Origin of the sequence: Deinococcus actinosclerus (assembly GCF_001507665.1) — a bacterium.
Lineage (GTDB): Bacteria > Deinococcota > Deinococci > Deinococcales > Deinococcaceae > Deinococcus > Deinococcus actinosclerus.
Genome location: NZ_CP013910.1, coordinates 914,875 through 938,811, shown reverse-complemented (window position 1 = coordinate 938,811; position 23,937 = coordinate 914,875). Strand labels below are relative to the sequence as shown.

The window sequence follows — 23,937 nt, the reverse complement described above, 5'->3', positions numbered from 1 at the left end:
GGGTGACGCCGCCCCGGGGAAAGTTTAAGGATTCCTGAAGCATCACTAGACAGGAGCATACGACGCCGGACATGAGAGTAGGCTCAGAAATCTGTCTGCCCGCCGGGGGGCAGCTGCGGGGCAGCGCTCATCTGCGCTGGGCGGGGCGGCGGCGCGCTAGAGTCACGCCCAATGGGACCCCTTTCCTCTGCGGCGCTGCGCGCGGCGCTCCTGGCCGGGCAGGCCGGTGCGTGGCACGGCGGCCACCCGGGCGACCCCCGCGTGGGCCTGAGCGTCCCGGTCCGTTCGGACGCCGACCTGACGGACGCGCTGGCCACGCTGCGCGAGGCCGGGGTGAGCGCGACGCTGCTCCTCTCCCCCAGCCTGGCCGGGGGGCTGGACCGCGCCCGGCTGGAAGGCCACGAGGTGGGCGGTCTGGGTGACCCGGCGGGCGCGCCGGGGCTGGACGTGCTCGCGGGCGGGCCGGTCACGACCTGGGCCACCCCGGACCGCCTGGGCGCCCTGAGCGCCCTGGGTACGCGCGGCCTGCACGCCCTGCCCCCGGGGGCCGGCCGGCCCGCCCCGGGCGCGCTGCTGACGGTGGACCCCGCGCAGCTGCCGGGGGTGCTGGCCGACCTGAAGCGCCTGGGGTACCGCGCCGTGCCGGTGCGGGACGTGCCGGACCTGCGCGCCGGGACGGGCCGCGACCTGTTCCTGCACGCCTACACCCGGCTGGTCGAGGACCGGTTCGCGCGGCAGCACGGCGTGATCGACCTCGCGCAGCGGGCCGACGCGGTCATGCGCGTGGCGCCGCTGGATCACGCGCCCGCGCCGCTACCCCTGCCCCGCTCGGCACACACGGCGGAACTGCACCTGCACTCGCCTCGCATCGTGGGGCTCGCCTCGCGCAGCGCCCTGACCGCGTACCGCGCGTACCTGCGCAGCCTGCGCGACGTGGGCGCGGCATTGCGGGACCGCCCCGAGTTGCAGGAGGCGCAGGCGGTGTTCGCGGTGACCCTCTTCCACGCGCCGCTGGCGCAGGCGGGCTTCACGCTGCTGGACCTGCCGCCCGCCACGGCCCGCTGGTACGGCCTGGGCTTCCGGCTGCTGCGCGTCGCGTACGGCACCACCCGCGCGCCCAGCGAGGACACCCCGAAGATGGCGTGGCTGCCCCGCGAGGAATTCCTGAAGCGCTACGGCTGACGCGGTAGCCTGACGCATGACCCGCAGCGAGTCCAGGGTGCAGGTGCAGGGCCTGCATCACGTCACCATCGTCGGTTCCACCCGCCAGAGTGCCATCGACTTCTGGGAGGGCGCGCTGGGCATGCCGTTCGTGTTCGAGCAGCCGAACCTGGGCAACCCGGCCGAGAACCACCTGTACTTCGACCCCGGCGACGGCCGCCTGCTGACCGTCTTCACCGACGAGGGCCGAACAGACGCCGGGCGGGACGCGCCGCGCGAACCGGGCACCGTCGAGCATCTGGCGTTCACCGTGTCCCGCGCGACCTTCCAGCTCGCCCCGGCGCGGCTGCGGGCCCGCGGCATCGAGGTGCTGGAACGCGACCGGGGCTTCATGGACTCCATCTACTTCCGCGATCCGAACGGCATGAAGGTCGAGCTGGCCTGCTACAAGTTCCAGACGCCCGAGGGCTGGCGCGACGCGGACGTGCTGCGCCGCGCCTTCGAGCTGCGCGTGGCGCGCGGCGACGCCAACATCACCGCCGAGCACCTCGCGGACGCCATCGAGGACCTGCTGCGCCGCTGAGCCGCATGCGCCGTCAGCCGGGCAGGGTGAAGGTCAGGGTGGTGCCCGCGCCGGGGCTGCTGTCCACGTCCAGGGTCCCGCCGGTCAGGGCGACGCGCTCACGCAGGCCGATCAGGCCCAGGTGTCCGGCCTGCGCGCGTTCCTGCGCCTGATCGGGCGTGAAGCCCTGCCCGTCGTCGCGGATGGCGACCTGCACGTGCCCCGCCTGGAACGCCACGCGGATGGCGGCGCTGGCGGCCCCGGCGTGCTTGTCCACGTTGTTCAGCGCCTCCTGCGACAGGCGGAACAGCGTGAGTTCGGTGGCGGAGTCCAGGCGGCGCTCGGCACCGCTGACCTCCAGGCGGGTGGGTGTGGCGGCCTGCGTGGCCAGCCACTCCAGGGCCGGAAGCAGGCCCAGGTCGTCGAGCACGCTGGGGCGGAGGTTGCGGGCGAAGCGGCGCACGCCGTCGATGGCGGCGTTCAGGTCGGTCAGGATGTCGTCGGCGCGGTCCTTCTGCGGCCCCTGGAGTTCGCGGGCGAGGCGGGCGACGCGGCGGGTGGTGGCGGTCAGGACCTGGGCGGTGTCGTCGTGCAGTTCGCGGCTGATGCGGCGGCGTTCCTCCTCCTGCGCCTGCGTGAACAGCGTCAGGAAGGTGCGCATCTCGACGGTGCGGCTGGTAGCGGCCTCCAACGCCTGGCCGCGCCGGGCGATCTCGTCGGCGAGGGTCTGGAGTTCCGAGAGGTCGCGCCCGACGGTGAGGACGCCGCGCCCGCCGTCCATGACGCCCACACGCAGTTCCAGGCGGTGCGGGCCGATCTGGATCTCGGTGCGGCTCCCGCGCGAGGCCCGGCGGGCGCTGGCCCACGCGGCGCGCAGGGCGGGTCGGGTGTCGGGGGTGGGCAGGTCGAGGAGGTTCGCGCCCGGCAGCGGGCCGGTCAGCGGTTCGAGCAGCGTCCCGGCGGCCGGGTTGGCGTACGTGATGGTCCCGGCGGGGTCGGTGCTGATGATCAGGTCGTGCGCGCCCTCGGCGAGCTGGCGGTAGCGGGCTTCCTGCCGTTCGAGTTCGGTCAGCAGGCGCTGGCGGGTCAGGGTCTGCGTGATCTGGTCGGCGACGCTGCGGGCCAGGGCCAGCAGGTGCTCGCCGGGGGGGTCGGTGCCGGGATCGTCGAGGTACAGGAAGCCCAGCAGGGTGTCCTCGCCGCTCTGGTCGGGGTGGCCCTCGGCGCGCAGCGGGACGATCAGGCCGCTGCCCGCGACCGCCAGGGTGTAGCGGCGGGTCAGGGCGCGCGCCCCGCGGCCCAGCTGGGCGGCCAGGGCGTGCAGGTCGCTCTGCGGGGGCACGTGCAGGTTGTAGGTGGCGCAGCGGGTGAAGCCGCCCTGGTCGTCGGTCAGGGCGATCAGGCCGCGCGAGGCGTTCATGGCGTGCGTGACCAGTCGCGCGGCGTCGGCCAGCGCGGCGTCGCTCTGGTCCTCGCCCAGGCTGCGGCCCAGGTTCAGCAGCAGGGCGGCCTCGTTCTCGCGGCGCAGTTCCTCCTCGTACAGGCGGGCGTTCTCGATGGCCAGGCCCGCCTGCGACGCGAACACGGCGGCCAGCGCCTGATCGTCGGCGTCCAGCGGCAGGGCGTCCTGCCAGTACAGGGTCAGCGCGCCGAACACGCCCGCGCGGGTGGTCAGGGGCAGGCTGATCACGCCCCGGTACGGGTAGCGGCCGGCGGCCAGCAGCTGCCGGGTGTAGCGGCTGCTGCCCCCGTAGTGCGCCTGCGTGAGGTCGCGCGCGGCGACGGGCTGGCACTCGGCGATGGCGCGCCCGGTGACGCCCAGGCCGACCTTGGCGCGCACGCGCAGCATGTACTCGTTCGGGAGGCCCAGCGCGGAGCGGATGTTCACGGTGCGCCCGTCCGGCTGGCGTTCGTACACGGCAGCGGCGTCCGCGCGGAAGAGGGTCACGGCCCGCTCCAGCACGCGGGTCAGGGTGTCACTCAGGTGCAGGCTGCCCGCCAGGGCCGCGCCCGCCTCGCGCAGCGCCTCGGCGGCCTCGCGCTTGCGGGTCTCGATGCCGTACAGGCGGGCGTTGTCGATGGCGAGCGAGGCCTGCTCGGCCAGGGCCAGGACCAGCCGGGCGTCGTCCTCGCTGGCGCTGGAGCCGGGCTGCTGGGTGTCCACGTACAGCAGGCCCAGCGCCTGCCCGCGCGCGGAGAGGGGCGCGATGACGGCGGCGTGCGGCGCGAGTTCCGCCAGCCCCTGTGCCAGGGGGCTCTCCGCGTCGCGGGACCGCTCGAAGCGGATCGCCTCGCCGCGCTGCACCAGCGTCTCGAAGGTCACGGGGCCCACGCCGATCCCGCCGCGGAATTCCTCGTCGAAGCCGTGCGTGAAGACCTCGCCGGTGCGGGCGCGGCCGCCCTCGTGGAATTCGCTGAACAGCGCCACGAACGCCCGCCGGAAGCCCAGGGCCAGCGCGGCGCTCTGCGCGGTGACGGTCAGGACCTCCGCGAGGTCCAGGCTACCGCCCAGGCGGCGCACGAGCCCCTCGACGGTCTCCGCGATGCGGCCGTGGCCGCGCCGGGCCTCGCGGGCCTGCACGCCCTCGACCGCCAGGGCCAGCAGCGGGGCCGCGCCCAGCAGCGCGCGCATTCCGTCGGGACTGGCCCCGACCGCTTCCAGCACGCCGCAGCCGAAGGGCAGGGCCGCGAGCATGCCGTCCTCCAGCAGCGTGCCGACCGTCAGGGCCTCGTGCGCCAGCGTGCCGTCACTGAGGGCCAGCCCGCGCCCCTCCTCGGCCACCGGGGTCAGGGCGGCGTCCTGCACGACCCACACGCGGACGCCGTGCGCGTGCAGCACCGGGCAGGCGTACGCGGCGAGGTCCCGCGCGAACGCGGCGACACTCGACGCCTGCGAGAGGGTCTGCGGGAACGGCGGGACGACCTCGGACACCGCGCTCAGAGGTTCTTCGGGTCGATCCAGCCGCGCTTGATGCCGTACAGGACCGCCTCGGTGCGGCTGCCCACACCCAGCTTGGAGAAGATGTTCGCGAGGTGCACCTGCACGGTGCGGGGGCTGATATCCAGGTCCCGCGCGATCTCCTTGTTGGTGCGGCCGGTGGCGGCCACGCGCAGCACCTCCAGCTCGCGGGGGCTCAGGTCGTCCTCGGGGGCGTGGGGGTCGTGTGGGTGCTGAAGCGCTCGAGGACCTTCTTCGCCACGCTGGGGTGCAGCGCGCTCTCCCCGGCGGCCACGGCGCGCACCGCGCCGAGCAGGTCGTCCTCGGAGGCGTTCTTCAGCAGGTACCCGGCGGCGCCGGCTTCCAGCAGCGCGAACACGTACGCGTCGTCGTCGTAGCTGGTGAGGACGAGCACACCCACGCCGGGCCGCTCGGCCTTGATGGCGCGCGTGGCGTCGATGCCGTTCATGCCGGGCATGCTGACGTCCATCAGGATCACGTCCGGCGTGAGTTCGCGGGCGCGCAGGATGGCCTCCTCGCCGCTGCCGGCCTCACCGACCACGCGCAGGTCCGCCTCGCTCTCAAGCAGTTCACGGGTGCCCTTGCGCACGACCGGGTGGTCATCGACAAGGAGCAGCGTGATGGGGCGCGTGGAACCGGCTTCGAGGGTCTCGGCGTCGAGCATGCGCGCAGCATAGCCCGCGTGCAGGGAAAACCGCCTCAGCCGTGTGGCCGAGGCGGTCGTGGTCAGCGGGGAGGCTTACTCCTTGCTGAGGTTCTTCCAGTAGGTGCCGCTGGTGAAGGCGATCATGGGGTTGAAGGTGTCGGCGCTCACGCCCTTGATGTTCTCGCGGTAGGGGAACACCGTGGGGCTGGCGGGCATGATCACGTAGTACGCCTGCTCCTGGGCGCGCTTGGCGATCTGGCTGTACAGCTCGTCGCGGCGGGCCGTGTCGGTCGTGCCGCGCGCCTCCTTGATCCAGGTGTCGAGCTGCGCGTCGTTGGCGTTCAGGCGCGGGCCGTAGTAGCCGTTGCTGGCATAGAAGGTGGAGACGAAGTTGTCCGGGTCGGCGTAGTCAGGTGCCCAGGCGCTCAGGACCATCGCTTCCTTGGGCACGTTCTTGGAGTTGATCAGTTCGCTCCATTCCTTGCCCACGATGTTCACCTTGAACTTGGGGTTCAGGGCCTCGATGTTCTTCTTCAGCAGCTCCATGGCGGTCTGCTGCGCCTGGGCGCCGGCGCGGTAGGACACGTTGATCCGGAAGCCGTTCTCCCAGACCTGTCCGCCCCAGGCGCGCTGGAACGCGGCCTTGGCGAGGTCGAGGTCGAACTTGGCGGCCTCGAGGTTGCTGTCGTAGCCGGGGAAGGAGTCGGGCAGCAGGAAGTTGCGGGGCGCGCCCTTGCCTTCTTGCACCTGCTCGATGTAGGTGGGCACGTCGAAGGCCGCCACGAAGCCGCGGCGCACGTCGGGATCCTTGAAGAAGTCGCTGGGAATGCCCTGACCGTCGAGCTTGCCGCTGCCGAGCGCGCCGCCGGCGGCGATCTTCTCGTTCATGCTGAAGCCCGAGGCGGTGGTGTTGGGCAGGTCGTCGAGCACGGCCACGCCGTCCTTGCCCTGCAGCTGGGTGCTGATGATGGCGCGGGGCACCTCGATGAAGTCCGCGTCACCCTTCAGGAACGCCTGCACGCGGGCGGCCTCTTCAGGCACCTTCTGGAGGATCACGTTCTTTATCTGGGGCTTGGTCTCGCCCCAGTAGCCGTCGAAGGCAGTCAGGGTGATGGCGTTGGCGTCGCGGTTGACGAGCTTGTACGCGCCGGTGCCGCTGGGCTGCTTGTTCAGCTCGCTGCCCATCAGGTCCTTGCCGACCCAGTCCTTCCAGGTGGCCTCGGTGCCGTCCCACTCGCCGATTTCCTTGGCGTGCTTGCTGTCCACGATGCCCTGGCCGATGTAGGCCAGCTTCGTCAGGAAGGCCGGATCCACGGCGGGCAGCGTGAACACCAGGGTGTTGCCGTCGCACTTGACGGCGCTGCTGATCTTGGCCCAGGTGATGCTGGTGTCGTCACTGGCGTTGCTGGGAGTGCCCAGCAGGCTCTCGGACAGGAACCAGTTGCCGCTGTCGGCGGTGTTCGTCACGAGGTTGCGGCGCAGGGTGTACTCGGCGTCGGCGCAGGTGAAGTCGTTGCCGGTGTGGAACTTCACGCCGTCACGCAGGGTGAAGCGGTATTCCTTGTCGCCGTTGCTGGCCTGCCACTCGGTGGCGAGGACCGGCTTGACCTCGGTGATGTCGTTGCCCTCGTACCCGACCAGGGTCTCGTACATGTTCTCGACGATCTGACCGCTGGACGTGTCGTAGGTGGTGCCCGGATCCAGGGTGGGCACGTCGGCGGACTGCTGGATCACGAGGGCACTGTCGGCCCCGCCGGCCTGCTTGTTGTTGCAGGCCGCGAGCGTAAGGGACAGCGTGGCGAGGGCCACGGCGCTGAGGGTCTTGTTCTTCATGCGTACTCCTTGGGGCGGGAAGCGGACACGGGGTCACTCCCGGGCGCTGGCGGGCCGGGACACAGATGGAAACCTGACAGGAACAACGCACGCAAGAAGTCGTCAGGGCTCGCCGCGCATGTGAGGTGCGGGGCGTCCCACCAGGGCCGTTATGGCCTCTCATGCTAGAAATGGCAGGTGAGAAGTTCCCGCCAGAACCCTGAAGGTACCGCACGAGGAACAGGAATGGAAATCACGGTTGTCCCCTTGTAAGAGACGCGCGTATTGCCGCTGCGTCAGGCGTCCGCCCCCTGGAGGCCCGCGCCGCAACGCGGCCCAGGGCCACCGTCCGATTGCGAGGCCCTGCACAGCCCGACAGCAGCCCAACCGTTAAGGTGTCGGGATGACTGCTCCTCTCCCGGATTCCTTCATCCTGCGCGGCACGGCGGCGCAGGGCACCCTGCGGCTCGTCGGCATGGAGGCCACCCGCGTCGTCGAGGACGCCCGCGTGCGTCACAACCTGTCGAAAACCGCGACCGCCGCGCTGGGCCGCACCCTGACCGCCAGCGTGCTGCTGGCGATCGTGCTGGGCAAGAAGGCGGACAGCCGCGTGAATATCCGCGTGGAGGGCGGCGGCCCGGTCGGCTGGGTGGTCGCCGAGGGCAGCACCGACGGGCGCGTGCGCGGCTACGTGCGCCACCCCGACGCCGACCTCCCGATCCGCGAACGCGACGGCAAGCTGGACGTCAGCGGTATCGTCGGCCACGACGGCGAGATCAGCGTCACGCGCCTGCTCGACAACGGCGAACCCTACACCGGCAGCGCCACGCTGGTCAGCGGCGAGATCGCCGAGGACGTCAGCACCTACCTGGGGGTCTCCGAGCAGATTCCCAACGCCGTGCTGCTGGGCGTGTACGAGGAAGGTGGCCGGGTGGCGCACGCCGGCGGGCTGCTGGTGCAGGCCATGCCCGGCGTCACCGACGAGACCCTGGCGAAACTGGAGGCGAACATCCGCGCCATGGGGCAGATCACCGACAACCTGCGCCGCGGCGGCCTGCTGGAGGCCATCAGCCGCGCCACCGAGGGCCTCGACCTGCAACTGGCGACCGAGGCCCAGCCCGCCCGCTTCGAGTGCCGCTGCTCCCGTGAACGCGCTGCCGACAGCCTGAAGTTCTTCAACCCCGAGGAGCGCCAGGAGATGATCGAGGCAGGCGGCCAGGAGATCGTCTGCCACTGGTGCGGCGAACGCTACCAGCTCTCCCCGGACGAGATCGCCGCGCTGGACGAGCAGCATGAACGCGCCCAGGCGTGACGACAGACGGCGCCGATGACCCACCTGCATGACCTTCAGGAAGCGCTGACCCTCCCCGCCGCGCAGCTCGAGCCCCGTCACGTGCAGGCCGCGCGGCTGGCCCGCCTGGGCGGCGCCCTGCGGCCCCGGCTGCCCCAGGGACATCCCGCCCGGGCCGCGCTGACGGCAGACGCCGGAGCCCTGGCCGTGCGGCACGCCCGCACCCGTCAGGCCCTGCGGCCCCTGCTGCACGCCTGGGCGCAGGCAGGGATCCCCACCCTGCTGTTCAAGGGCTTCGCCCTGAGCGAATTCGAGTACGGCACGACCAGCGAGCGCTTCTACGGCGACGTGGACGTCCTGCTGCCCACCGACCCGGCGACCGTGCGCCGCGCCGTGCAGATTGCCCGGACGCTCGGATGGCAGAGTGACCGGCTGGAGGACGCCCGCCGACTTCCCGACTGGCTGCACGAAAGCACGCACCTGTTCGCGCCGCACCACAGCCTGCGCCTGGACGTCCACCGCTGGATCATTCCGGCCCTCTATGTTGCCCAGGCGCGCGCCGCGCACCTGACCACCGGCCTGTGGCAGCGTGCCCGGCATACCGACTGGGACGGCCTGGGCATCCTGCGACCCGACCCGCGCGACGAGGTCCTGCTGACCCTGGTCGCCAACCGCGTCTGGGGCGGCGACCACGGCGGCCTGAAGGGCGCGGACTACCTGGATCTGACCCATCTGCTCGGCAAGGTCACCCCTGCCGCCCTGCGGGAGCATGCCCGGCAGCTGGGCCTGACGCACACCTGGGACGCCTTCCGGCAGGTGTGTGATCCCCAGCGCGGTCACCTGACCCTGCAGCCCGATGAGACGAGCGCGGCCCTGGTCGCGGGCATGAAGGCCGACGGCGTGCAGGTCCGGCGCTCTGCGGGCGAGCGGCTGCGGCGCGTCGCGTTCCTGTTGCCCGGCATGCCCTCTGCTCTGCTGGACGTCGCGTGGGCCGCCCGCGCCGTCCGGCGGGGCGGCGATCCCCGACGCCACCTGGCGCGCTGCCCCGGGCCGCCCACGCCAAGCCCGGTGACGCCGGACGTCCTCGACCGCACGCTGACGGTCACGAAACACGTTACGCGCCTGACCCATCCACGTCAGCAGCGCGAGGGGATCTGTGTCCCGCGCGCCTACGCCAGCTACCGGGCGCTGCGCCGGGCCGGGCATCCCGTCCAGTTCCTCAGTGGCGTCACGCGGGCCGGGGGCGCCCTGCTCAGCCACGCCTGGGTGGAAGATCACCTGGGCGCCATGGATGCCTATCACGAGGCCCAGAACCGGCAGGTCTTCCAGGTGCTGCTCGCCTATCCCCCGTCCGGCCCGGCTGCCCAGCCGCCGGTGGGGCCGGAGCAGCCGGACTGACCTGCCTCACCCCGCGCTCCAGGGCAGGTGGCGTCCCGACGCGTGAGGGCACCCGGGACGCCCTGAGCAGGTGAGCGGCTGGCGGTCAGTGCTCTGCCAGCCGCGCCGCGACCTCCGGCAGGACGGTGGCCCGCGTCACCCCCTGCCAGGGCACGTCGCGCACGAGCCGCTGCACCATCGGCGCCGCGGCCTGCCGGGCACTCCGGGTCAGGGGCAGCCCCGCGGCGCTCCACGCCAGGGATACCCGCGCCGCCCCCTGCGGCAGTGGCGTGTCTGACAGGAGCAGCGCCGCGCGCAGCGGCAACGCCCCCGGCTGAATCAGCGGCAGGATCCGCTTGCCTTTCGCGTCCCGCGGCGCGTCCTCATCCGCAGCCCACTGCGGCGCGAAGCGGGCCACGCTGTCATCGAAGGCGCGCAGGCCCCGGTCCAGTCCGGTGACCAGCCCCTGCGGGCTCAGCCAGGCCCGGTCCTCGGCCAGGACCGGGTGGCCCGCGGCGTGCAGGCGCAGGCAGGCGGTGCTCTTGCCCGCGCCACTGTCGCCCAGCAGGGCCACGGCCCCCCCGGCGCCGCCGATCAGGGCGGCGTGCAGGGGCAGCCAGCCGGCCGCGCGGTGCGCCTCGGTCATGGCGACCGCCAGCAGCAGCTGGGACGTCTCCTCGCCCACGGTGAGCACCGAGTGGTCGGCGCCCACCGAGACATGCAGCGTATCGTCCAGCCAGAGCTCATCGGCCAGGGCCGTCACCTGGACGGGCGTGTCCATGACCGTCACCGTCTGCTGGACACGGCCGGGCGGCGGGGCGGGCAGCGGCGCGGCGCGCACCTCGATGCGCCGCGCCGGACGCCCCGTGGCCATGCCCCAGTCCCAGACGAGGAGGTCACGGAGGCCGCCGGGCAGGTCAGGCGCCAGTTCGAGCGTCGCGTCCAGGGTCTGTCCGGCGACTGTCAGGGGCAGCTCAGGGCGCATGCGTGATCAGGCTGCGGGCCGCCAGCTCCCCCAGCAGGGCCCGGACATCCTGGGCCGCCGTCTCGTCATCGACCTCGAAGACCTGCGTGAGGGTCTGCGCCAGCTGGGCTTCCCGTGCGGGCAGCGCCTGCCAGATCACGCGTCCCGCGCTGTTGAGCGTGAACATCTCGCTCAGGCCCGCGTGCATCAGCACGAGCTCATCGCCCAGATCGGTTTCGAGTACGTCCGCCACTTTCGTCCACATGGCGATCAGACTAGCGGGTGTCACCCCCCCCACCGCAGCAGACCGTCGGCTGACCCGGCGGCCCTACATTTTGTGGAAAATCGTTCTATATTAATTGGGCTTTTACAACTTCTTCATCTCTGCCGCCGCACCCCTGCGACCGGCGACCCGTACCAAGGAGTCACATGAACACACGTCCTGCAGTTACCACCCCACGCCAGCCCTACACCGCCCCGCGCCTGCAGCCCGTCGGCCGCTGGGAGAACGTCACCCTGATCCAGTCCGTGCCGATCAACCCCCGCATCCCCACCCCCTGGAACCAGAAGAAAAATGACTGGTAAACGCTGGGTCCTGATCCTCCCGGCCCTGCTGCTCGCCGCGTGCTCGACGGGTCAGCAGGCGACGGCGCCCACCCCGACCTCCACCACCGCCCCGGCCCCTGCGGCGGCCACCCGCGCCCTGGGCCTGTACGAGCTGAGCATTCAGGGCAGCGGCGCGCAGGCCAGCGGCCGCGTGACCACGGCCGCCCTGCGCAGTCAGGAGATCGCGGGGCTGACCTTCACGGTCACCGGCGTGCAGGTCGTCACCAACGGCGACGGCAGCCGCAACTACACGGCCGCCCTGAACGTCACGAATACCAGCGGCGCGGCCATCGGCGCGCCCGCCATCATCCCCGCCGACATCGCCGGGTACACCGAAAGCGGCACCTACTTCCGCGCGGGCGCCACCACCAACCAGTCCGGCGCACCCACCAGCGCCAGCGGCATCACGCTGACCCAGGTGACCGACAGCACCTACTCCATGCTGTTCCCCGTGACTGGCGTGAGCGGCGCGGACTTTGCTGTCCCCGGCGGCAGCAGCGTCACGGCCGTCAGCGCGCAGGGCTGGCGCACCCCCACCCTGGCAGCCGGAGCCACCCAGGCCATGTCCCTGGGCTTCACGATCCCCGCCTCGAACGACGCCTACCGCTTCTCCCTGGTCTTCGGCGCGTTCGACAAGACGCCCGCCGTGAACCATCTGGTCATCAGCCAGCTGTACGGCGCGGGCGGCAATGGGAGCGCCGCGCTGAATACGGATTACGTGGAACTGTTCAACCCCACGAACAACGTGATCAGCACTGCGGGCATGAGCCTCCAGTACGCGTCCCCAGCTGGCGCGTTCGTCACCAACAACACCGGCCAGTTCTACCCGCTCACGACGGCCAGTATCGCTCCCGGGCGCTTCCTCCTGATCCGGATGCCTATCGGCACCAACGGCGGCACCGTGACCGCCACTCCGGATCAGCAGGGCACGCTGACGCTCGGCGCGGCGAACGGCAAGGTAGCGCTCGCCAGCAACGGCACAGCCGTCGCTGGCCCCACGGCCACGAACGTCATTGACTTCATCGGCTACGGCACCGGCAACAACATCACCTTTGAAGGCACGGCAGCCGCCCCCGCCATGAGCTTGACGCTGGCCGATCAGCGCTCGCCCAGCCCCTGCACCGACACCAACAACAACAGTGCAGATCTGGTCAGCTTTACCGTGACCGCCGGCTCCGCGCGCAACAGCACGTCCACCCCGGTCGCCTGCCCCTGAATCCGTCCCCTGTGGCGCCGCGCCTGCACGGTCAGGATCGGCGCCACTGCCCCCCTCACCCGGAGACTGTTCTGATGACGAAACGCCTTCCTGCTGCCCTGCTGACCGCGGCGCTGGCCCTCACGGCCTGCGGTTCCGGCACCACGCCCGGCCCGGTGGCCCAGCCGGGCCCGTCCACCCCAACCTCGCCCGCACGCAGCGCCGCCCTGTTCGAACTGAAGATGAACGGCGTGGGCCGCAGCGCCCAGGGCCTGTCGAGCACCGTCACCCGGCCGGGCCTGAGCGCCCAGGACACCGAACTGAGCGGCCTGACCTTCACCGCCAAGACCATGTCCAGCGTGGCGGACATGCAGGCGGGCGTGCTGCACCTCGTGGCGACCTACACCGTCACGAACACCACCGGTACCTCGCTGGCCGTGCCGACCTTCGTCCCGGTCGACACCAGCGGCTCGTTCGCCACGGACGGCGAGACGCCGTTCCGGAACGTGGTGACGCGCCAGGGCACCCCCATCAGCCCTGACCGGATCAGCCTGGAGCGCGCGCGGACCCTCAGCAACGGCGCCGTGGTGGAAGATCCGTCCTCCTCGGCGTTCGTGTCGAACCTGGATACCGGCGGCCTGGGCCTGACCCTGCCCGCCGGCACGACCGCGCCCGGCATCAGCCACCAGGGCTGGCAGACCGCGAGCCTGCCCGCCGGCGGCAGCGTGGACGTGAACTTCGCCATGAGCGTGAAGCTGCAGGGCAGCGACGTGGGCGACAACGACCCGTTCCGCTTCAGCCTGGTGTTCGCCGTGGCCGAAGGCCCGAACAGCGTCGCGCTGGACAACATCGGCGCGGTGCAGGGCAGCACGCCCAGCGGCGACGCGGCCTCCCCCGCCTCGGGCACCGCCAGGACCATCGAGGGCGTGGTCACGTCCGTCAACACCGGCACCAACCTGAACGGCTTCTGGCTGCAGGAAGAGGGCATCGACCGTGACGCCGACGCCACCACCAGCGACGGGATCTTCGTGTACTGCGGCCTGTCCAACGTGAACTGCCCCGCCGTGACCCTGGGTCAGCGCGTGCGCGTGACCGGGACGGTCTCGGAGGTCGTGAAGGCCACGCAACTGGCGGCCTCGGCCGTGCAGGTCGTCGCCTCGGGCGTGCCGCTGCCCGCCGCGCAGACCCTCACCCTGCCCCTGCCCGTCGCGCAGCGTGAACGCTTCGAGGGCATGCGCGTCACGGTGTCCGGGAAGGTCACGAACAACTTCCCGCTGGGCCGCTACGGCAGCTTCGACATCGCCGACGACCGCATCCTGAACTTCACGCAGCTCAACGCCCCGAACGCCACCGCCAACGCGGCGTATCAGGTAGCCGCCCGGGACCGCTACATCCGCATCGACGACGGCAGCAGGGCGCAGAACCCGGATCCGGAAGTCTTCGCGCGCGGCGGACAGCCCCTGAGCGCCGCCAACACCCTGCGCGGCGGGGATCTGGTGAACGCCACGGGCATCCTGACCTTCGGGAACGACAGCACCACCGCCGGGTCCACCTCGGGCGGCGCGGCCGACACGTACCGCATCCAGACGACCCCGGCAGACGTGCAGATCACGGACGGCAACCCCCGCCTGAGCGCACCCGAAGCGGTGGGCGGCACGACCCGCGTGGCGGCCATGAACGTCCTGAACTACTTCACGACGCTCGTGACGACCAACGAGGGCTGCACCCCCAACGGCACGGACAGCGTGAACTCCCGCGGGGCGAACAACTGCGACGAGTTCACGCGCCAGCAGACGAAGATCGTCAAGGCCATCACCGGCCTCAACCCCGACGTCCTGGGCATCCTGGAAATGCAGAACGACTTCGACAAGGGCGCCAACAGCTCCATCGCGAACCTCGTGACTGCCCTGAACGCCGAGGCGGGCGCGGGCACGTTCGCGTACATCAACCCCGGCAAGAAGATCGGCACGGACGTCATCAGCGTCGCCATGATCTACAAGCCCGGCAGCGTGGACCCGGTCGGTAACCTCGCCATTCTGGACAACACCGTGAACTCCACGTACACGGACACCTGCAACCGCCCCACCTGGGCGCAGACCTTCCAGAGCAAGGCGAACGGCGGGCGCTTCACGGCCGTCATGATGCACCTCAAGAGCAAGGGCAGCGCCTGCTCGGCCACGGGCGACACCGACACCGGTGACGGCCAGGGCAGCGGGTACATCGCCCGCCGCAACGCCGCCACCGCCATCGTCAGCTGGCTGGGCAACAACCCCACCGGCGTAGACGAAGACGACCGCGTCCTGATGGGCGACTACAACGCCTACGCCAGCGAGGAACCCCTGACCATCCTGGCCGGCGGCGGGTACGCGAACGTGTTCGACAAGAACGTGTACTCCTACCAGTTCGACGGGCAGTGGGGCAGCCTGGACCAGGCGACCGCCACGAGCAGCATGATCAGCCAGGTCGCCGGGCACACCAAGTGGCACATCAACTCGGACGAACCCACCGTGCTGGACTACAACAAGGAGTTCAAGACGGCCGGCCAGATCAGCAGCTTCTACGCGCCTGACGCCTTCCGCAGCAGCGACCACGACCCGATCCTGATCGGCCTGAACCTGACCGCGCAGGCCCCCATGACGCCCCCAGCGCAGACCACCAGCATCAGCCTGGCCGCGCAGAACACCACCGTCACCACCGGGCAGTCCGGCACGAACAGCGTCACCGTGAACCGCACCAACTACAGCGGCGCCGTGACCCTGGCCGTGGACAGCGTGACCGGCGCGGGCACCGCCCCCGCCGTGACCGTGACCACCCAGCCCGGCACCGGCACCGGCGGCACCCTAACGGTCAACGCGACGGGCGCCACGGCGGGCACGTACACCGTGACCGTGCGCGGCAGCGGCGCGGGCGTCAGCGACGCCACCACCACCTTCACCGTGACCGTGAGCAGCGGTACCAGTGGCGGGACGGGGCACGTCGTGATCAGCCAGGGCTATGGCGGCGGCGGGAACAACGGCGCACCTTACCGCAATGACTTCATCGAACTGTTCAACCCCACGGCCAGCTCCCTGAGCCTCGGTGGCCTGTACCTGCAGTACGCCAGTGCGGGCGGTACGTTCACCGGGACGCCTCTGGCCCTGAACAACGTGACGCTGGCTCCCGGCCAGTATTACCTCGTGCAGTGCGCAGCGGGCACCAACACGGCTGCCCCCGCGCTGCCCACTCCGGATCAGTCCAACTGCACGTTCGCCATGGGCGCCTCTTCCTTCAAGATTGCGCTGACCAGCTCCACCGCGGCGCCCACGGCGACGGCCGGCAGCGTGAGCGGCGGCAACCTCGTGGATTTCGTGGGCGCAGCGGCCAATCAGTACGAGGGCACGGCGGCCGCGCCAGCACCCAGCAACACCACCAGCCTGCTGCGAGCCGGGAACGGCTGTACCGACACCGATCAGAACAGCACGGACTTCGCCGCCGGGACTCCCACGCCTAGGAACACGGCGGCGGCGGCCAACACCTGCTCGACGCCCTGATCCCTCTGCGCCCTGTCACCGCCCCTTCGGGGGCGGTTTTTCAGTTCAGGGCCTCCAGCCAGCGGTGGCCTGGGCTGGTGAGGGTCAGGGCGTCGAGCAGCCACGTGCGGGCTGCGGCGGTCAGGGTGGGCTGCACGCGCCGGAAGTCCTGTTCGTCCTTGCCGCGTGGGTCGCGTCCGGCGGCGCCTGCTTTGAAGAGGAGGACCGCTTCGGGCGTGAGGTACGGCAGGCCTTCGGGGCTGACCTGCCGGGCGCGGTCCAGCGGGAGGGTGATGCGGGGGTCGCGGCGGTAATGCCAGACGCCGCCGCTGAGGTCACTGAGGAGAAGGTCGAGCATCAGGACGCCGGGCAGGTCGGGGTGCCGGGCGTGAATCTGGTGGTGGGGGGGCTGGAGGGGCGCGGCGTAGGGCTGGTACGTCCCGTCCACGGGGGTGTCGAGTCGCCAGCCGCTCAGGAGGTGGGCCAGCTGGGGTTGGGCTTCGCGGGGCACGATCAAATCAAGGTCGTCGTGCGGCCGGGCGGTGGCGCCCAGGTGGAGGTCGAGGGCGAATCCGGCGGCGAACATCCACGGGGCGCCGAGTGGGGCGAGGAGCTGGGCCACCTGCCGGGCGGGGGTCAGGCCGACGGTGCGGGCGTGGTGGGTCAGCGCGGCGGGGCGCAGGGCCGCGTCGGCGTGCGGGCGGCCCCCGGCCTGATAGGCGGCGCGGTAAGCGTGGGCAGCACCGGGGTCGTGCATGAGCAGGTCACGCAGGGCCGCCTGTTCGGCGCGCCAGCCGCTGCCGTGGTCGGTGAGGATCAGGCGCCAGCCGCCGGGGTGCGTCCAGTGGCGCCCGTTCCCGCTGTACCCCAGACGGCGCAGGGTGGCCTGCTGGTCGTCGGTGGGGGTCTCGGGGAGCAGGTCCAGGTGCAGTTCGGGCGGTTCGAGATCGGCCAGGGCGGGGACGCTGCCGGGCCCGCCGGCCTGCACGTGGAAGACACCGTCGGGGCGGTCACGGTCCAGGAAGTCGCCCAGGTGCGCTCGGAGGTCGCGGGCTGCCTCGTGAAGGTCCATGCATGAAGCAGAGCACAGGCGCGGCCCATCCGGCATGCGCGCTCTGGCGGATAATGCCTCTCATGAAGGGCAAGGGTGTGGGGGTGCTGCTGGTGCTGGTCGGTCTGGGGCTGGGCGCGACGGTGCTGCGGGACGGGGTGCCGCTCGGCGCGGCGCAGCAGGGGCAGCCGGCGGCGCAGCCGACCGCGGCGCTGAACGAGCCGGGCGCGCGGCTCCAGAACGAGCAGAACACGATTGACGTCGTGAGCCGCTTCGAGCCGGGGCTGGTGTTCATCAGTACCGAGGAGGTCGTGCCGCAGGACCCGTTCGCGATGATGTTCGGCGGGGGGCAGGAGGAGGTGCAGCGCGGCGTGGGCAGCGGCTTTTTCGTGAACGACGCGGGGGACATCCTGACGAACTACCATGTGGTGGCGGGCGAGGGCGGGAGCGGCCCGCAGCCGAAGATCACGGTGCGCCTGATGGGGCAGGAGGCCAGCGTGCCCGCCCAGGTGGTGGGCCTCGCCCCGCAGTACGATCTGGCGCTGATCCGCGCGCCGGGCCTGAAGCAGGAGCTGATCCGCCCGATTCCGCTGGGGGACAGCGCCTCCCTGAAGGTGGGGCAGAAGGCGATCGCGATGGGCGCGCCGTTCGGACTGGATTTCAGCGTCACCGAGGGCATCGTGAGCAGCACGGCCCGGCAGATCCCGATCGGCTTCGGCGGGACGGGCGGGCAGGGCATCACGCAGAAGGCCATCCAGACGGACGCGGCGATCAACCCGGGCAACAGCGGCGGGCCGCTGCTGGACAGTGGTGGGCGCGTGATCGGCATCAACACGCAGATCTACTCCCCGGCCGGGCAGAGCAGCGGCGTGGGCCAGAGTGCCGGGGTGGGCTTCGCCATTCCGATCGACACGGCCAAGAACCTCCTGCCGCGCCTGCAGGCGGCGCAGGGCGGCACGGTGAACGCGCCGGACATCGGCATCCGGGGGGGTCTGGCGGTGCAGACCCGGCAGGGCCCGCTCCCGGTGGGCCTGAGCGTGCTGTCCAGCGCCGGAAAGCGGCAGCTGGGTCTGCCGGATCAGGGGCTGGTGGTGGGGCAGGTCGTGCCGGGCACCCCGGCGGCGCGCGCGGGCCTGCGGGCGGGCACCGAGCGGCAGCAGTTCAGAGGCGGCCTGATCCTGCTGGGCGGGGACGTCATCACCCGCGCGGACGGGCAGCCGGTGGACGCGCTGGAGGACCTGCAGGCGGCGCTGATCGACAAGAAGGAGGGGGACACCGTGACGCTGACCGTGGTGCGTGGCGAGGCGACGCGTGAGGTGCAGCTGACGCTGGACGCGTCGTCGTTCACGGTCCGCACCGGGCAGTGATCCAGCCCGCCGGGGTGGCGCAGGCTGCGTGGGCCCACCTGCGCGCCGACGACCGCGCGTGGCTGCTGGCCCTGGCCGCGCGGGCGGGCGCGGGTGGGGCGGCGCTGGTGGGCGGCGCGGTGCGGGACGCGCTGCTGGGCGAGACCCCCCTGGACCTGGACGTGGTGATCCCGGAGGCCGACGTGGAGGCCCTGGCCGCCGCGACGGGCCTGCCGTTCGTGTTCCACCCGGCGTTCGGGAACGCCACGGTCACCCTTCCGGACGGGCGGGCCGCAGATCTGGTGCGGGCACGGCGGGAGTCGTACCCGGTGCCGGGTGGGAACCCCGTGCCGATACCGGGCACCCTTGCGGATGACCTGCGGCGGCGGGATTTCGCGCTGAACGCGCTGGCGCTGCACCTCTCCCCCACCGGGACGCGGACGCTGCTGGACGAGACGGGTGGCCTGGACGACCTGGGCGCGCGGGTGCTGCGGCCCCTGCACGCCGGGTCGTTCCACGAGGACGCCAGCCGACTGGTGCGCGGCGCGCGGCTGGCGGCGCGGCTGGACCTGCGGGCCCACCCGGACCTGCTGGCCCAGGTCCCGGACGCGCTGGCCGTGGCGGACCGGACGCCGCGCCTGTGGGCGGAACTGCGCCTGCTGCTGCACGAGCCCCGGCCGGGCCGCGCGGCGGCGCTGCTGCGCGCCTGGGGCGCCGGGGCGCTGCTGACCGACACGGCGCTGCTGGCGGCCCTGGACGCCCGGCGCGACGCGGGCGCGGAGGTGCCCTTCACGGCCTACGCGGCGGCGCTGCTGCACGCCGCCCCCGACCCCGGCGCGCTCGCGGGGCGCCTGAGCCTGGGGGACCGCCCGGCCGCGCTGCTGGACCGCGCCCTGTCCGACACGCCCTTCCCTGAGGGCACCCCCGAGCGCGAACTGCGCGCCCTGCTGCGCCCCGACGCATACCCGCCGCTGACCGGGCGGGACGTGCTGGCGCTGGGCATCCCGCCGGGCCGGGGGGTGGGCGAGGCGCTGGGTCACCTCGCGGCGCTGCGCCGCGCCGGGCAGGTCCGCAGCCCCGAGGACGAGCGCGCGGCGCTGAAGGCATTCCTGGCGACGAAAGGCCCGCACGCCAGCCTCTAGAATGCCGGGGTATGGGTCTCATCTCTCTGCTGACCAGCGATCCGCTGGCGTTCGTGATCATCGCGGCGGCGCTGGTGCTGTCGCTCGCCTTCCATGAGTTCGCGCACGCCTGGACCGCGGACCGGCTGGGTGACCCCACGCCGCGCCGCTACGGGCGGGTCACGCTGAACCCCATCAAGCACCTCGATCCGTTCGGGACGCTGCTGCTGCTGCTGGTGGGGTTCGGCTTCGCGCGCCCTGTGCCCATCAACCCGAACAACCTGGGCCGCTGGGGCACCATGTGGACGGCCGCGGCCGGGCCGATCAGCAACCTGCTGATCGCGCTGGTCTGCGTGCTGCTGCTCAAGTTCGCCGGAGCGTCCGCGCTGGCCGCCACGATCCTGATGACCGTCCTGAGCATCAACGTGGTGCTGGCCGTGTTCAACCTGATCCCCATCCCACTGCTCGACGGCAGCCGCATCCTGGGCGCCCTGTTCCCCTCGCTGGGCCGCAGCCTCGCACAGTTCGAGGCGCAGCCGTTCAGCTTCGTGATCGTCATGGTGTTCATCTACCTGTTCGGCGGGCAGATCAACGGTCTGATCAGCAGCGTGCGCAACTGGGTCCTGAACTTCGTGTGAACGCCATCTGGCGACGCTGAGGAGGCCGGAGGCGACACACGCCCCTCCGGCCTCCTCCACGAAGCCGGGTGACCCGAGGTCACGCAGCGCACCACGGCGGCTTCCTGGCAGCAGATGAGCAGACGCCCGGGGCAGGCACCGGATACCGTGAACGCGTGACTTCTCAACCCCGATGGCTTCTGATTCCGGTGTGCGCGGCGATGATCAGCGGAGCGGCCCAGGCGGGCAGCGCCGGGGCGCCGGCAGCCATGCCCGTTCAGATCGGACAGGTCTGGCAGCTGACGGCCCAGCCTACGCCGGGTGAGACGGTGACGGCAGCGCTGCGGGTCGAGCGGGAGCTTCTCCCGGTCATGCCGGACGCGCACACCTTCGCGCTGACCCTGCCGGGTGCGGGCGGCGACCTGTACTTCAGTCCCTCCGAACGGGGCCTCGTGCTGAGCGTGGTGTACAGCGAGACCCGCACGTACCGGTGCTTCGGCCTGTGGCCGCTGGGGGCGCGGCAGGTCAGGGGGGTCCTGCTGAGCGGATCGGTGACCCAGACGAACGACCAGATGACCCGGGCTCAGCGGGGGTCAAACTACAGTTTTCAGGCCCTCATGGCCGGGCTGCGGCGGGTCGGAGCGGGGAGCTGCACGATCACTCTGCGCTGAGCGGATCAGCGCAGGTGGAACATCATGGCGACGTGCGCGCCGGTGCCGCCCAGCACGAACAGGTGCCAGATCTCGTGGAAGCCGAACACGCCGGGGCGCGGATTCCAGCGTTTCGTGCCGTAGATGACGGCCCCGATGGAGTACAGCACGCCGCCCGCCGCGAGCCAGAACAGCGCGCCGGGGCTGAGGGTGTGGATGAATTTCGGCATGAACAGCAGGGCCAGCCAGCCCATCCCCAGGTACAGCGCGGTGCTGATCCAGCGGGGCAGGCGCATGGTGACGAGCTTCAACGTGATGCCGCTCAGGGCGACGCCCCACACCAGCCACAGCACGGCGTCCCGCCACACGCCGTCCAGGCCGTAGTACGCGATAGGGGTGTAGCTGCCCGCAATGAGCAGAAAGATGCCCGCGTGGTCGAGTTTGCGCAGCCACAGCAGGCCGCGTTCTGTAGGGCGGAAGGAGTGGTAGCTGGCGCTGGCGGCGTACAGGGCGACCATGCTGACGCTGAACACCACGAACGGCCACAGCACCAGCCCGCGCGAGTGCGCCCAGCTCAGCAGCGGTCCCAGCACGATCAGCGCGGCGAGCGCGCCGCCCCAGTGGGTCAGGGCGTTCACGGGTTCGCGGGGGGCGGTGAGCAGGCGCTTCATACCATCCACCTTACGCCCCCGACGTGATGACAGTCTGTCAGCTGGGACGAGGTTCAGATAATTCCCGCTTCTATCTCCTCCACGACGAAGCCCCAGTAGGTCACTCCATCCGCATCGCCCAGAGCGGGGTTCAGAGCGTCGGCATCCAAGTGCTCCAGTCTCTCGCGCAGCCGTTGTGTTCTGGCTCGGGTCACTGAAGTTCCAAATCCATCAGCGTCATCCCCACCGTCCGGTTCACCAGCGTCTTCAGGATTGAGGATGAATTCGCGGTGATACATCGCCACACAACCCAGAAGCGCCGTGAGTGAGGAGTTGAGGAAAAACCATGGCGACTTCTCAGCTATGAAGACGAAGCCGTCGCTTTCACGAATCACCAGCGGGTGCTCGTGATCAACAGTGCCGATCACCGTGCCACGATCTGCACCGTCCACCACACTCTGAAACTCGTCAGCAGGCAGGAACGTCGCTCCATCGGAAGCCTTTTCAGGGAGCCCCACCCGCTCCAGAAAATCCAATGTCACTCTGTTCAGCACTGCCGGATTGCCCGTTTGCTGGAGCAATTGACCGTGCCATTCCTGGCAGATCAATTGCTCCAACTCGTTGACAGAGGTACTCACGGGTTACTGCTGCCGATCAGCGCCCGCCGTAGTTGGGCGCTTCCTTGGTGATCGTCACGCCGTGCGGGTGGCTTTCCACTAGGCTGGCTCCGGTGATCCGCACGAACTGCGCCGTGTCGCGCAGGGTGCCCAGGTCGGGCGCGCCGCAGTAGCCCATGGAGGAGCGCAGGCCGCCCACGAACTGGTAGATGACCTCCCCGGCGGTGCCCTTGTACGCGACGATGCCCTCGATGCCTTCGGGCACGAACTTGCGGCTGCCGCTCTGGAAGTAGCGGTCGGCGCTGCCCTGGTCCATGGCGCCCAGGGACCCCATGCCGCGGTAGCTCTTGTAGCGGCGGCCGTCGCGCAGGATGCTCTCGCCGGGGGCCTCGTCGGTCCCGGCGAGCATGCTGCCCATCATGACGACGCTCGCGCCCGCCGCGATGGCCTTGGGCACGTCACCGGTCTGCTTGATGCCGCCGTCCGCGATGATGGGAATCCCGGCTTCCAGCGCGGCGCTGCTCGCCTCGAAGATCGCGGTGATCTGCGGGACGCCCACGCCGGTCACGACGCGGGTGGTGCAGATGCTGCCCGGCCCGATGCCGACCTTCACGGCGTCCGCCCCGGCGAGGATCAGGTCGCGCGCCCCGGCGCGGGTGGCGACGTTCCCGGCGATGACGTCCACGTCGAAGGTTTCCTTGACGCGGCTCAGGGCGGTCAGGATGCCCTGGCTGTGGCCGTGCGCGCTGTCGAGCACGAGCACGTCCGCGCCCGCCTGCACCAGCGCGCCCGCGCGGTCCATCAGGTCGGCGCCCACGCCGATCGCGGCGGCGACCCGCAGGCGACCCATGCTGTCCTTCGCGGCGCGGGGGTACTTCACGCGCTTGGTGAGGTCCTTGATGGTGATCAGGCCGCGCAGCAGCTCACCCTCGACGACCAGCAGCTTCTCGATGCGGTGGCGTTTGAAGATCTCCTGCGCTTCCTCCAGCGTGGTGCCCACGGGGACGGTCACGAGGTCGCGGCTGGTCATGACGTCGCGCACGGGGGTGCTCAGGTCGTCCACGAAGCGCATGTCGCGGTTGGTGATGATGCCCAGCAGTTTGCCCTGCGGGTCGGTGATGGGCACGCCGCTGATGCGGTACTCGCCCATCATGCGGTCGGCCTCGCCGACGGTGGCGTGCGGCGGGAGGGTGATCGGGTCGACGATCATGCCGCTCTCGCTGCGCTTGACCTTGCGGACCATTTCGGCCTGCGCGTCGATGGGCATGTTCTTGTGAATCACGCCGATGCCGCCCTCGCGGGCCATGGCGACGGCCATGTTCGTCTCGGTGACGGTGTCCATCGCGGCGGACACGAAGGGAATGTTCAGGCGGACGCGGCGGGTGAGCTGCGCGCCCAGGTCCACCTCGTGCGGCAGCACCTGCGAGTGGCGGGGCTGGAGCAGGACGTCGTCGAAGGTGATGCCTTCCTGGCCGAACTTGTAACTGAAGCGGTCCTGCTGCGTGTCGGCAGGGGCGGGCGTGGCGGGCGCACTCATGTTGGCGAGTGTAAACCTTCCTGCCCGGGCGTAAGGTGACCGTGTCCATGCCACCGGACCGCCCATGCACCACCCCGCCCCCTTGCATGCCTGTCTGGCGCATGCTACATTCCCTCTCGCCTCATGGGGTCGTAGCTCAGCTGGGAGAGCGCGTCGTTCGCAATGACGAGGTCAGGGGTTCGATCCCCCTCGACTCCACCAGAGATAGCCCGCCGGAAACGGCGGGTTTTTTGTGCACCGGGAGCGCAGTCAGGGCCGCAGAGGGG

Annotated in this window: 19 protein-coding genes, 1 tRNA gene and 1 pseudogene; 12 read left to right on the top strand and 9 right to left on the bottom strand. The window is 71.0% G+C overall.

All coding sequences use genetic code 11. The features are described 5' to 3' along the window. Window positions 1–171 precede the first annotated feature (171 nt). Together AUC44_RS04520 and AUC44_RS04515 are read left to right on the top strand one after the other, a co-directional pair. Window positions 172–1,182: a YkoP family protein gene (locus AUC44_RS04520; protein WP_062157579.1), complete on the top strand. Its 1,011-nt coding sequence runs from the start codon at window positions 172–174 to the stop codon at window positions 1,180–1,182. Between the two features lie 16 nt (window positions 1,183–1,198). Next, window positions 1,199–1,744, top strand: coding sequence for a VOC family protein (locus AUC44_RS04515; RefSeq protein ID WP_062157578.1), 546 nt, complete (start codon window positions 1,199–1,201; stop codon window positions 1,742–1,744). Between the two features lie 13 nt (window positions 1,745–1,757). On the opposite strand, the gene AUC44_RS04510 is transcribed toward AUC44_RS04515, so the two are convergent. The 3 genes and pseudogenes from AUC44_RS04510 to AUC44_RS04500 all read right to left on the bottom strand — a co-directional run bounded on the left by AUC44_RS04510 (window position 1,758) and on the right by AUC44_RS04500 (window position 7,161). After that, on the bottom strand, window positions 1,758–4,655 hold the full coding sequence (locus AUC44_RS04510) for a GAF domain-containing sensor histidine kinase (protein WP_231724527.1): 2,898 nt from the start codon (window positions 4,653–4,655) through the stop codon (window positions 1,758–1,760). A gap of 5 nt (window positions 4,656–4,660) precedes the next feature. Continuing rightward, window positions 4,661–5,346: pseudogene (locus tag AUC44_RS04505) on the bottom strand (response regulator). A gap of 75 nt (window positions 5,347–5,421) precedes the next feature. Further along, window positions 5,422–7,161: an ABC transporter substrate-binding protein gene (locus AUC44_RS04500; RefSeq protein WP_062157576.1), complete on the bottom strand. Its 1,740-nt coding sequence runs from the start codon at window positions 7,159–7,161 to the stop codon at window positions 5,422–5,424. A 382-nt stretch (window positions 7,162–7,543) separates the two neighbouring features. On the opposite strand from AUC44_RS04500, the gene hslO reads away from it, so the two are divergent. Beyond that, the gene (gene hslO / locus AUC44_RS04495; protein ID WP_062157575.1) at window positions 7,544–8,452 is read left to right on the top strand and encodes an Hsp33 family molecular chaperone HslO; all 909 of its coding nucleotides are present in this window, start codon (window positions 7,544–7,546) and stop codon (window positions 8,450–8,452) included. A 15-nt stretch (window positions 8,453–8,467) separates the two neighbouring features. Continuing rightward, window positions 8,468–9,829 carry a lasso peptide biosynthesis B2 protein gene (locus tag AUC44_RS04490; protein ID WP_062157574.1) on the top strand — a complete coding sequence of 454 codons (1,362 nt, stop codon included), beginning with the start codon at window positions 8,468–8,470 and terminating at the stop codon, window positions 9,827–9,829. Window positions 9,830–9,914: 85 nt separating this feature from the next. Here AUC44_RS04490 and AUC44_RS04485 read toward each other — a convergent pair whose 3' ends face one another. Continuing rightward, window positions 9,915–10,793: a hypothetical protein gene (locus tag AUC44_RS04485; protein ID WP_062157573.1), complete on the bottom strand. Its 879-nt coding sequence runs from the start codon at window positions 10,791–10,793 to the stop codon at window positions 9,915–9,917. Then, window positions 10,783–11,037, bottom strand: a complete 255-nt coding sequence (locus AUC44_RS04480) for a PqqD family protein (RefSeq protein ID WP_062157572.1) — start codon at window positions 11,035–11,037, stop codon at window positions 10,783–10,785. The genes AUC44_RS04485 and AUC44_RS04480 overlap by 11 nt, the downstream gene beginning before the upstream one ends. A gap of 164 nt (window positions 11,038–11,201) precedes the next feature. Between AUC44_RS04480 and AUC44_RS16430 the strand changes: the two genes are divergently transcribed. The 3 genes from AUC44_RS16430 (at window position 11,202) to AUC44_RS04470 (ending at window position 16,103) form a co-directional block, all read left to right on the top strand. Then, window positions 11,202–11,357: a hypothetical protein gene (locus AUC44_RS16430; protein WP_155298105.1), complete on the top strand. Its 156-nt coding sequence runs from the start codon at window positions 11,202–11,204 to the stop codon at window positions 11,355–11,357. Beyond that, window positions 11,347–12,594, top strand: coding sequence for a lamin tail domain-containing protein (locus AUC44_RS04475; protein ID WP_062157571.1), 1,248 nt, complete (start codon window positions 11,347–11,349; stop codon window positions 12,592–12,594). The genes AUC44_RS16430 and AUC44_RS04475 overlap by 11 nt, the downstream gene beginning before the upstream one ends. Window positions 12,595–12,668: 74 nt before the next feature. Further along, window positions 12,669–16,103, top strand: a complete 3,435-nt coding sequence (locus AUC44_RS04470) for an ExeM/NucH family extracellular endonuclease (protein WP_231724526.1) — start codon at window positions 12,669–12,671, stop codon at window positions 16,101–16,103. A 40-nt stretch (window positions 16,104–16,143) separates the two neighbouring features. Here the strand turns inward: AUC44_RS04470 and AUC44_RS04465 are convergent, their stop codons facing one another. After that, complete coding sequence (locus AUC44_RS04465) at window positions 16,144–17,154, bottom strand: nucleotidyltransferase domain-containing protein (protein WP_062157570.1); 1,011 nt, start codon at window positions 17,152–17,154, stop codon at window positions 16,144–16,146. A gap of 62 nt (window positions 17,155–17,216) precedes the next feature. Between AUC44_RS04465 and AUC44_RS04460 the strand changes: the two genes are divergently transcribed. The 4 genes from AUC44_RS04460 to AUC44_RS04445 all read left to right on the top strand — a co-directional run bounded on the left by AUC44_RS04460 (window position 17,217) and on the right by AUC44_RS04445 (window position 20,888). Beyond that, window positions 17,217–18,500, top strand: a complete 1,284-nt coding sequence (locus AUC44_RS04460) for a S1C family serine protease (protein ID WP_062157569.1) — start codon at window positions 17,217–17,219, stop codon at window positions 18,498–18,500. Beyond that, window positions 18,497–19,621 (top strand): tRNA nucleotidyltransferase/poly(A) polymerase family protein, encoded by a 1,125-nt coding sequence (locus AUC44_RS04455; protein WP_062157568.1) that lies wholly within the window; start codon window positions 18,497–18,499, stop codon window positions 19,619–19,621. Before AUC44_RS04460 ends, AUC44_RS04455 begins: the two co-directional genes overlap by 4 nt. 11 nt (window positions 19,622–19,632) lie before the next feature. Continuing rightward, window positions 19,633–20,238 (top strand): site-2 protease family protein, encoded by a 606-nt coding sequence (locus AUC44_RS04450; RefSeq protein WP_062157567.1) that lies wholly within the window; start codon window positions 19,633–19,635, stop codon window positions 20,236–20,238. Between the two features lie 248 nt (window positions 20,239–20,486). Next, on the top strand, window positions 20,487–20,888 hold the full coding sequence (locus AUC44_RS04445) for a hypothetical protein (RefSeq protein ID WP_157445166.1): 402 nt from the start codon (window positions 20,487–20,489) through the stop codon (window positions 20,886–20,888). Between the two features lie 5 nt (window positions 20,889–20,893). Here AUC44_RS04445 and trhA read toward each other — a convergent pair whose 3' ends face one another. Genes trhA through guaB form a run of 3 tightly spaced genes read right to left on the bottom strand, consistent with a single transcriptional unit; the run spans window position 20,894 to window position 23,671 of the window. Further along, window positions 20,894–21,538 (bottom strand): PAQR family membrane homeostasis protein TrhA, encoded by a 645-nt coding sequence (gene trhA / locus AUC44_RS04440; RefSeq protein WP_062157565.1) that lies wholly within the window; start codon window positions 21,536–21,538, stop codon window positions 20,894–20,896. Between the two features lie 53 nt (window positions 21,539–21,591). After that, complete coding sequence (locus AUC44_RS16110; protein WP_082688945.1) at window positions 21,592–22,155, bottom strand: SUKH-4 family immunity protein; 564 nt, start codon at window positions 22,153–22,155, stop codon at window positions 21,592–21,594. 16 nt (window positions 22,156–22,171) lie between these two features. Continuing rightward, a complete protein-coding gene (gene guaB, locus AUC44_RS04435) occupies window positions 22,172–23,671 on the bottom strand; it encodes an IMP dehydrogenase (RefSeq protein ID WP_046843009.1) in 1,500 nt (499 codons plus the stop codon). A 125-nt stretch (window positions 23,672–23,796) separates the two neighbouring features. Here guaB and AUC44_RS04430 point away from each other — a divergent pair. Continuing rightward, window positions 23,797–23,872, top strand: a tRNA-Ala gene (locus tag AUC44_RS04430). Window positions 23,873–23,937 lie beyond the last annotated feature (65 nt).

Excerpts from the sequence above, each read along its gene's own strand:
- AUC44_RS16430 (WP_155298105.1), top strand. The coding sequence starts at position 11,202 with ATGAACACACGTCCTGCAGTTACCACCCCACGCCAGCCCTACACCGCC.
- AUC44_RS04475 (WP_062157571.1), top strand. The coding sequence starts at position 11,347 with ATGACTGGTAAACGCTGGGTCCTGATCCTCCCGGCCCTGCTGCTCGCC.
- AUC44_RS04485 (WP_062157573.1), bottom strand. The coding sequence starts at position 10,793 with ATGCGCCCTGAGCTGCCCCTGACAGTCGCCGGACAGACCCTGGACGCG.
- guaB (WP_046843009.1), bottom strand. The coding sequence starts at position 23,671 with ATGAGTGCGCCCGCCACGCCCGCCCCTGCCGACACGCAGCAGGACCGC.
- AUC44_RS04500 (WP_062157576.1), bottom strand. The coding sequence starts at position 7,161 with ATGAAGAACAAGACCCTCAGCGCCGTGGCCCTCGCCACGCTGTCCCTT.
- hslO (WP_062157575.1), top strand. The coding sequence starts at position 7,544 with ATGACTGCTCCTCTCCCGGATTCCTTCATCCTGCGCGGCACGGCGGCG.
- AUC44_RS04515 (WP_062157578.1), top strand. The coding sequence starts at position 1,199 with ATGACCCGCAGCGAGTCCAGGGTGCAGGTGCAGGGCCTGCATCACGTC.
- AUC44_RS04480 (WP_062157572.1), bottom strand. The coding sequence starts at position 11,037 with ATGTGGACGAAAGTGGCGGACGTACTCGAAACCGATCTGGGCGATGAG.
- AUC44_RS04460 (WP_062157569.1), top strand. The coding sequence starts at position 17,217 with ATGAAGGGCAAGGGTGTGGGGGTGCTGCTGGTGCTGGTCGGTCTGGGG.
- AUC44_RS04465 (WP_062157570.1), bottom strand. The coding sequence starts at position 17,154 with ATGGACCTTCACGAGGCAGCCCGCGACCTCCGAGCGCACCTGGGCGAC.
- AUC44_RS04450 (WP_062157567.1), top strand. The coding sequence starts at position 19,633 with ATGGGTCTCATCTCTCTGCTGACCAGCGATCCGCTGGCGTTCGTGATC.
- AUC44_RS04520 (WP_062157579.1), top strand. The coding sequence starts at position 172 with ATGGGACCCCTTTCCTCTGCGGCGCTGCGCGCGGCGCTCCTGGCCGGG.
- AUC44_RS04490 (WP_062157574.1), top strand. The coding sequence starts at position 8,468 with ATGACCCACCTGCATGACCTTCAGGAAGCGCTGACCCTCCCCGCCGCG.
- AUC44_RS04445 (WP_157445166.1), top strand. The coding sequence starts at position 20,487 with ATGCCCGTTCAGATCGGACAGGTCTGGCAGCTGACGGCCCAGCCTACG.
- trhA (WP_062157565.1), bottom strand. The coding sequence starts at position 21,538 with ATGAAGCGCCTGCTCACCGCCCCCCGCGAACCCGTGAACGCCCTGACC.
- AUC44_RS04470 (WP_231724526.1), top strand. The coding sequence starts at position 12,669 with ATGACGAAACGCCTTCCTGCTGCCCTGCTGACCGCGGCGCTGGCCCTC.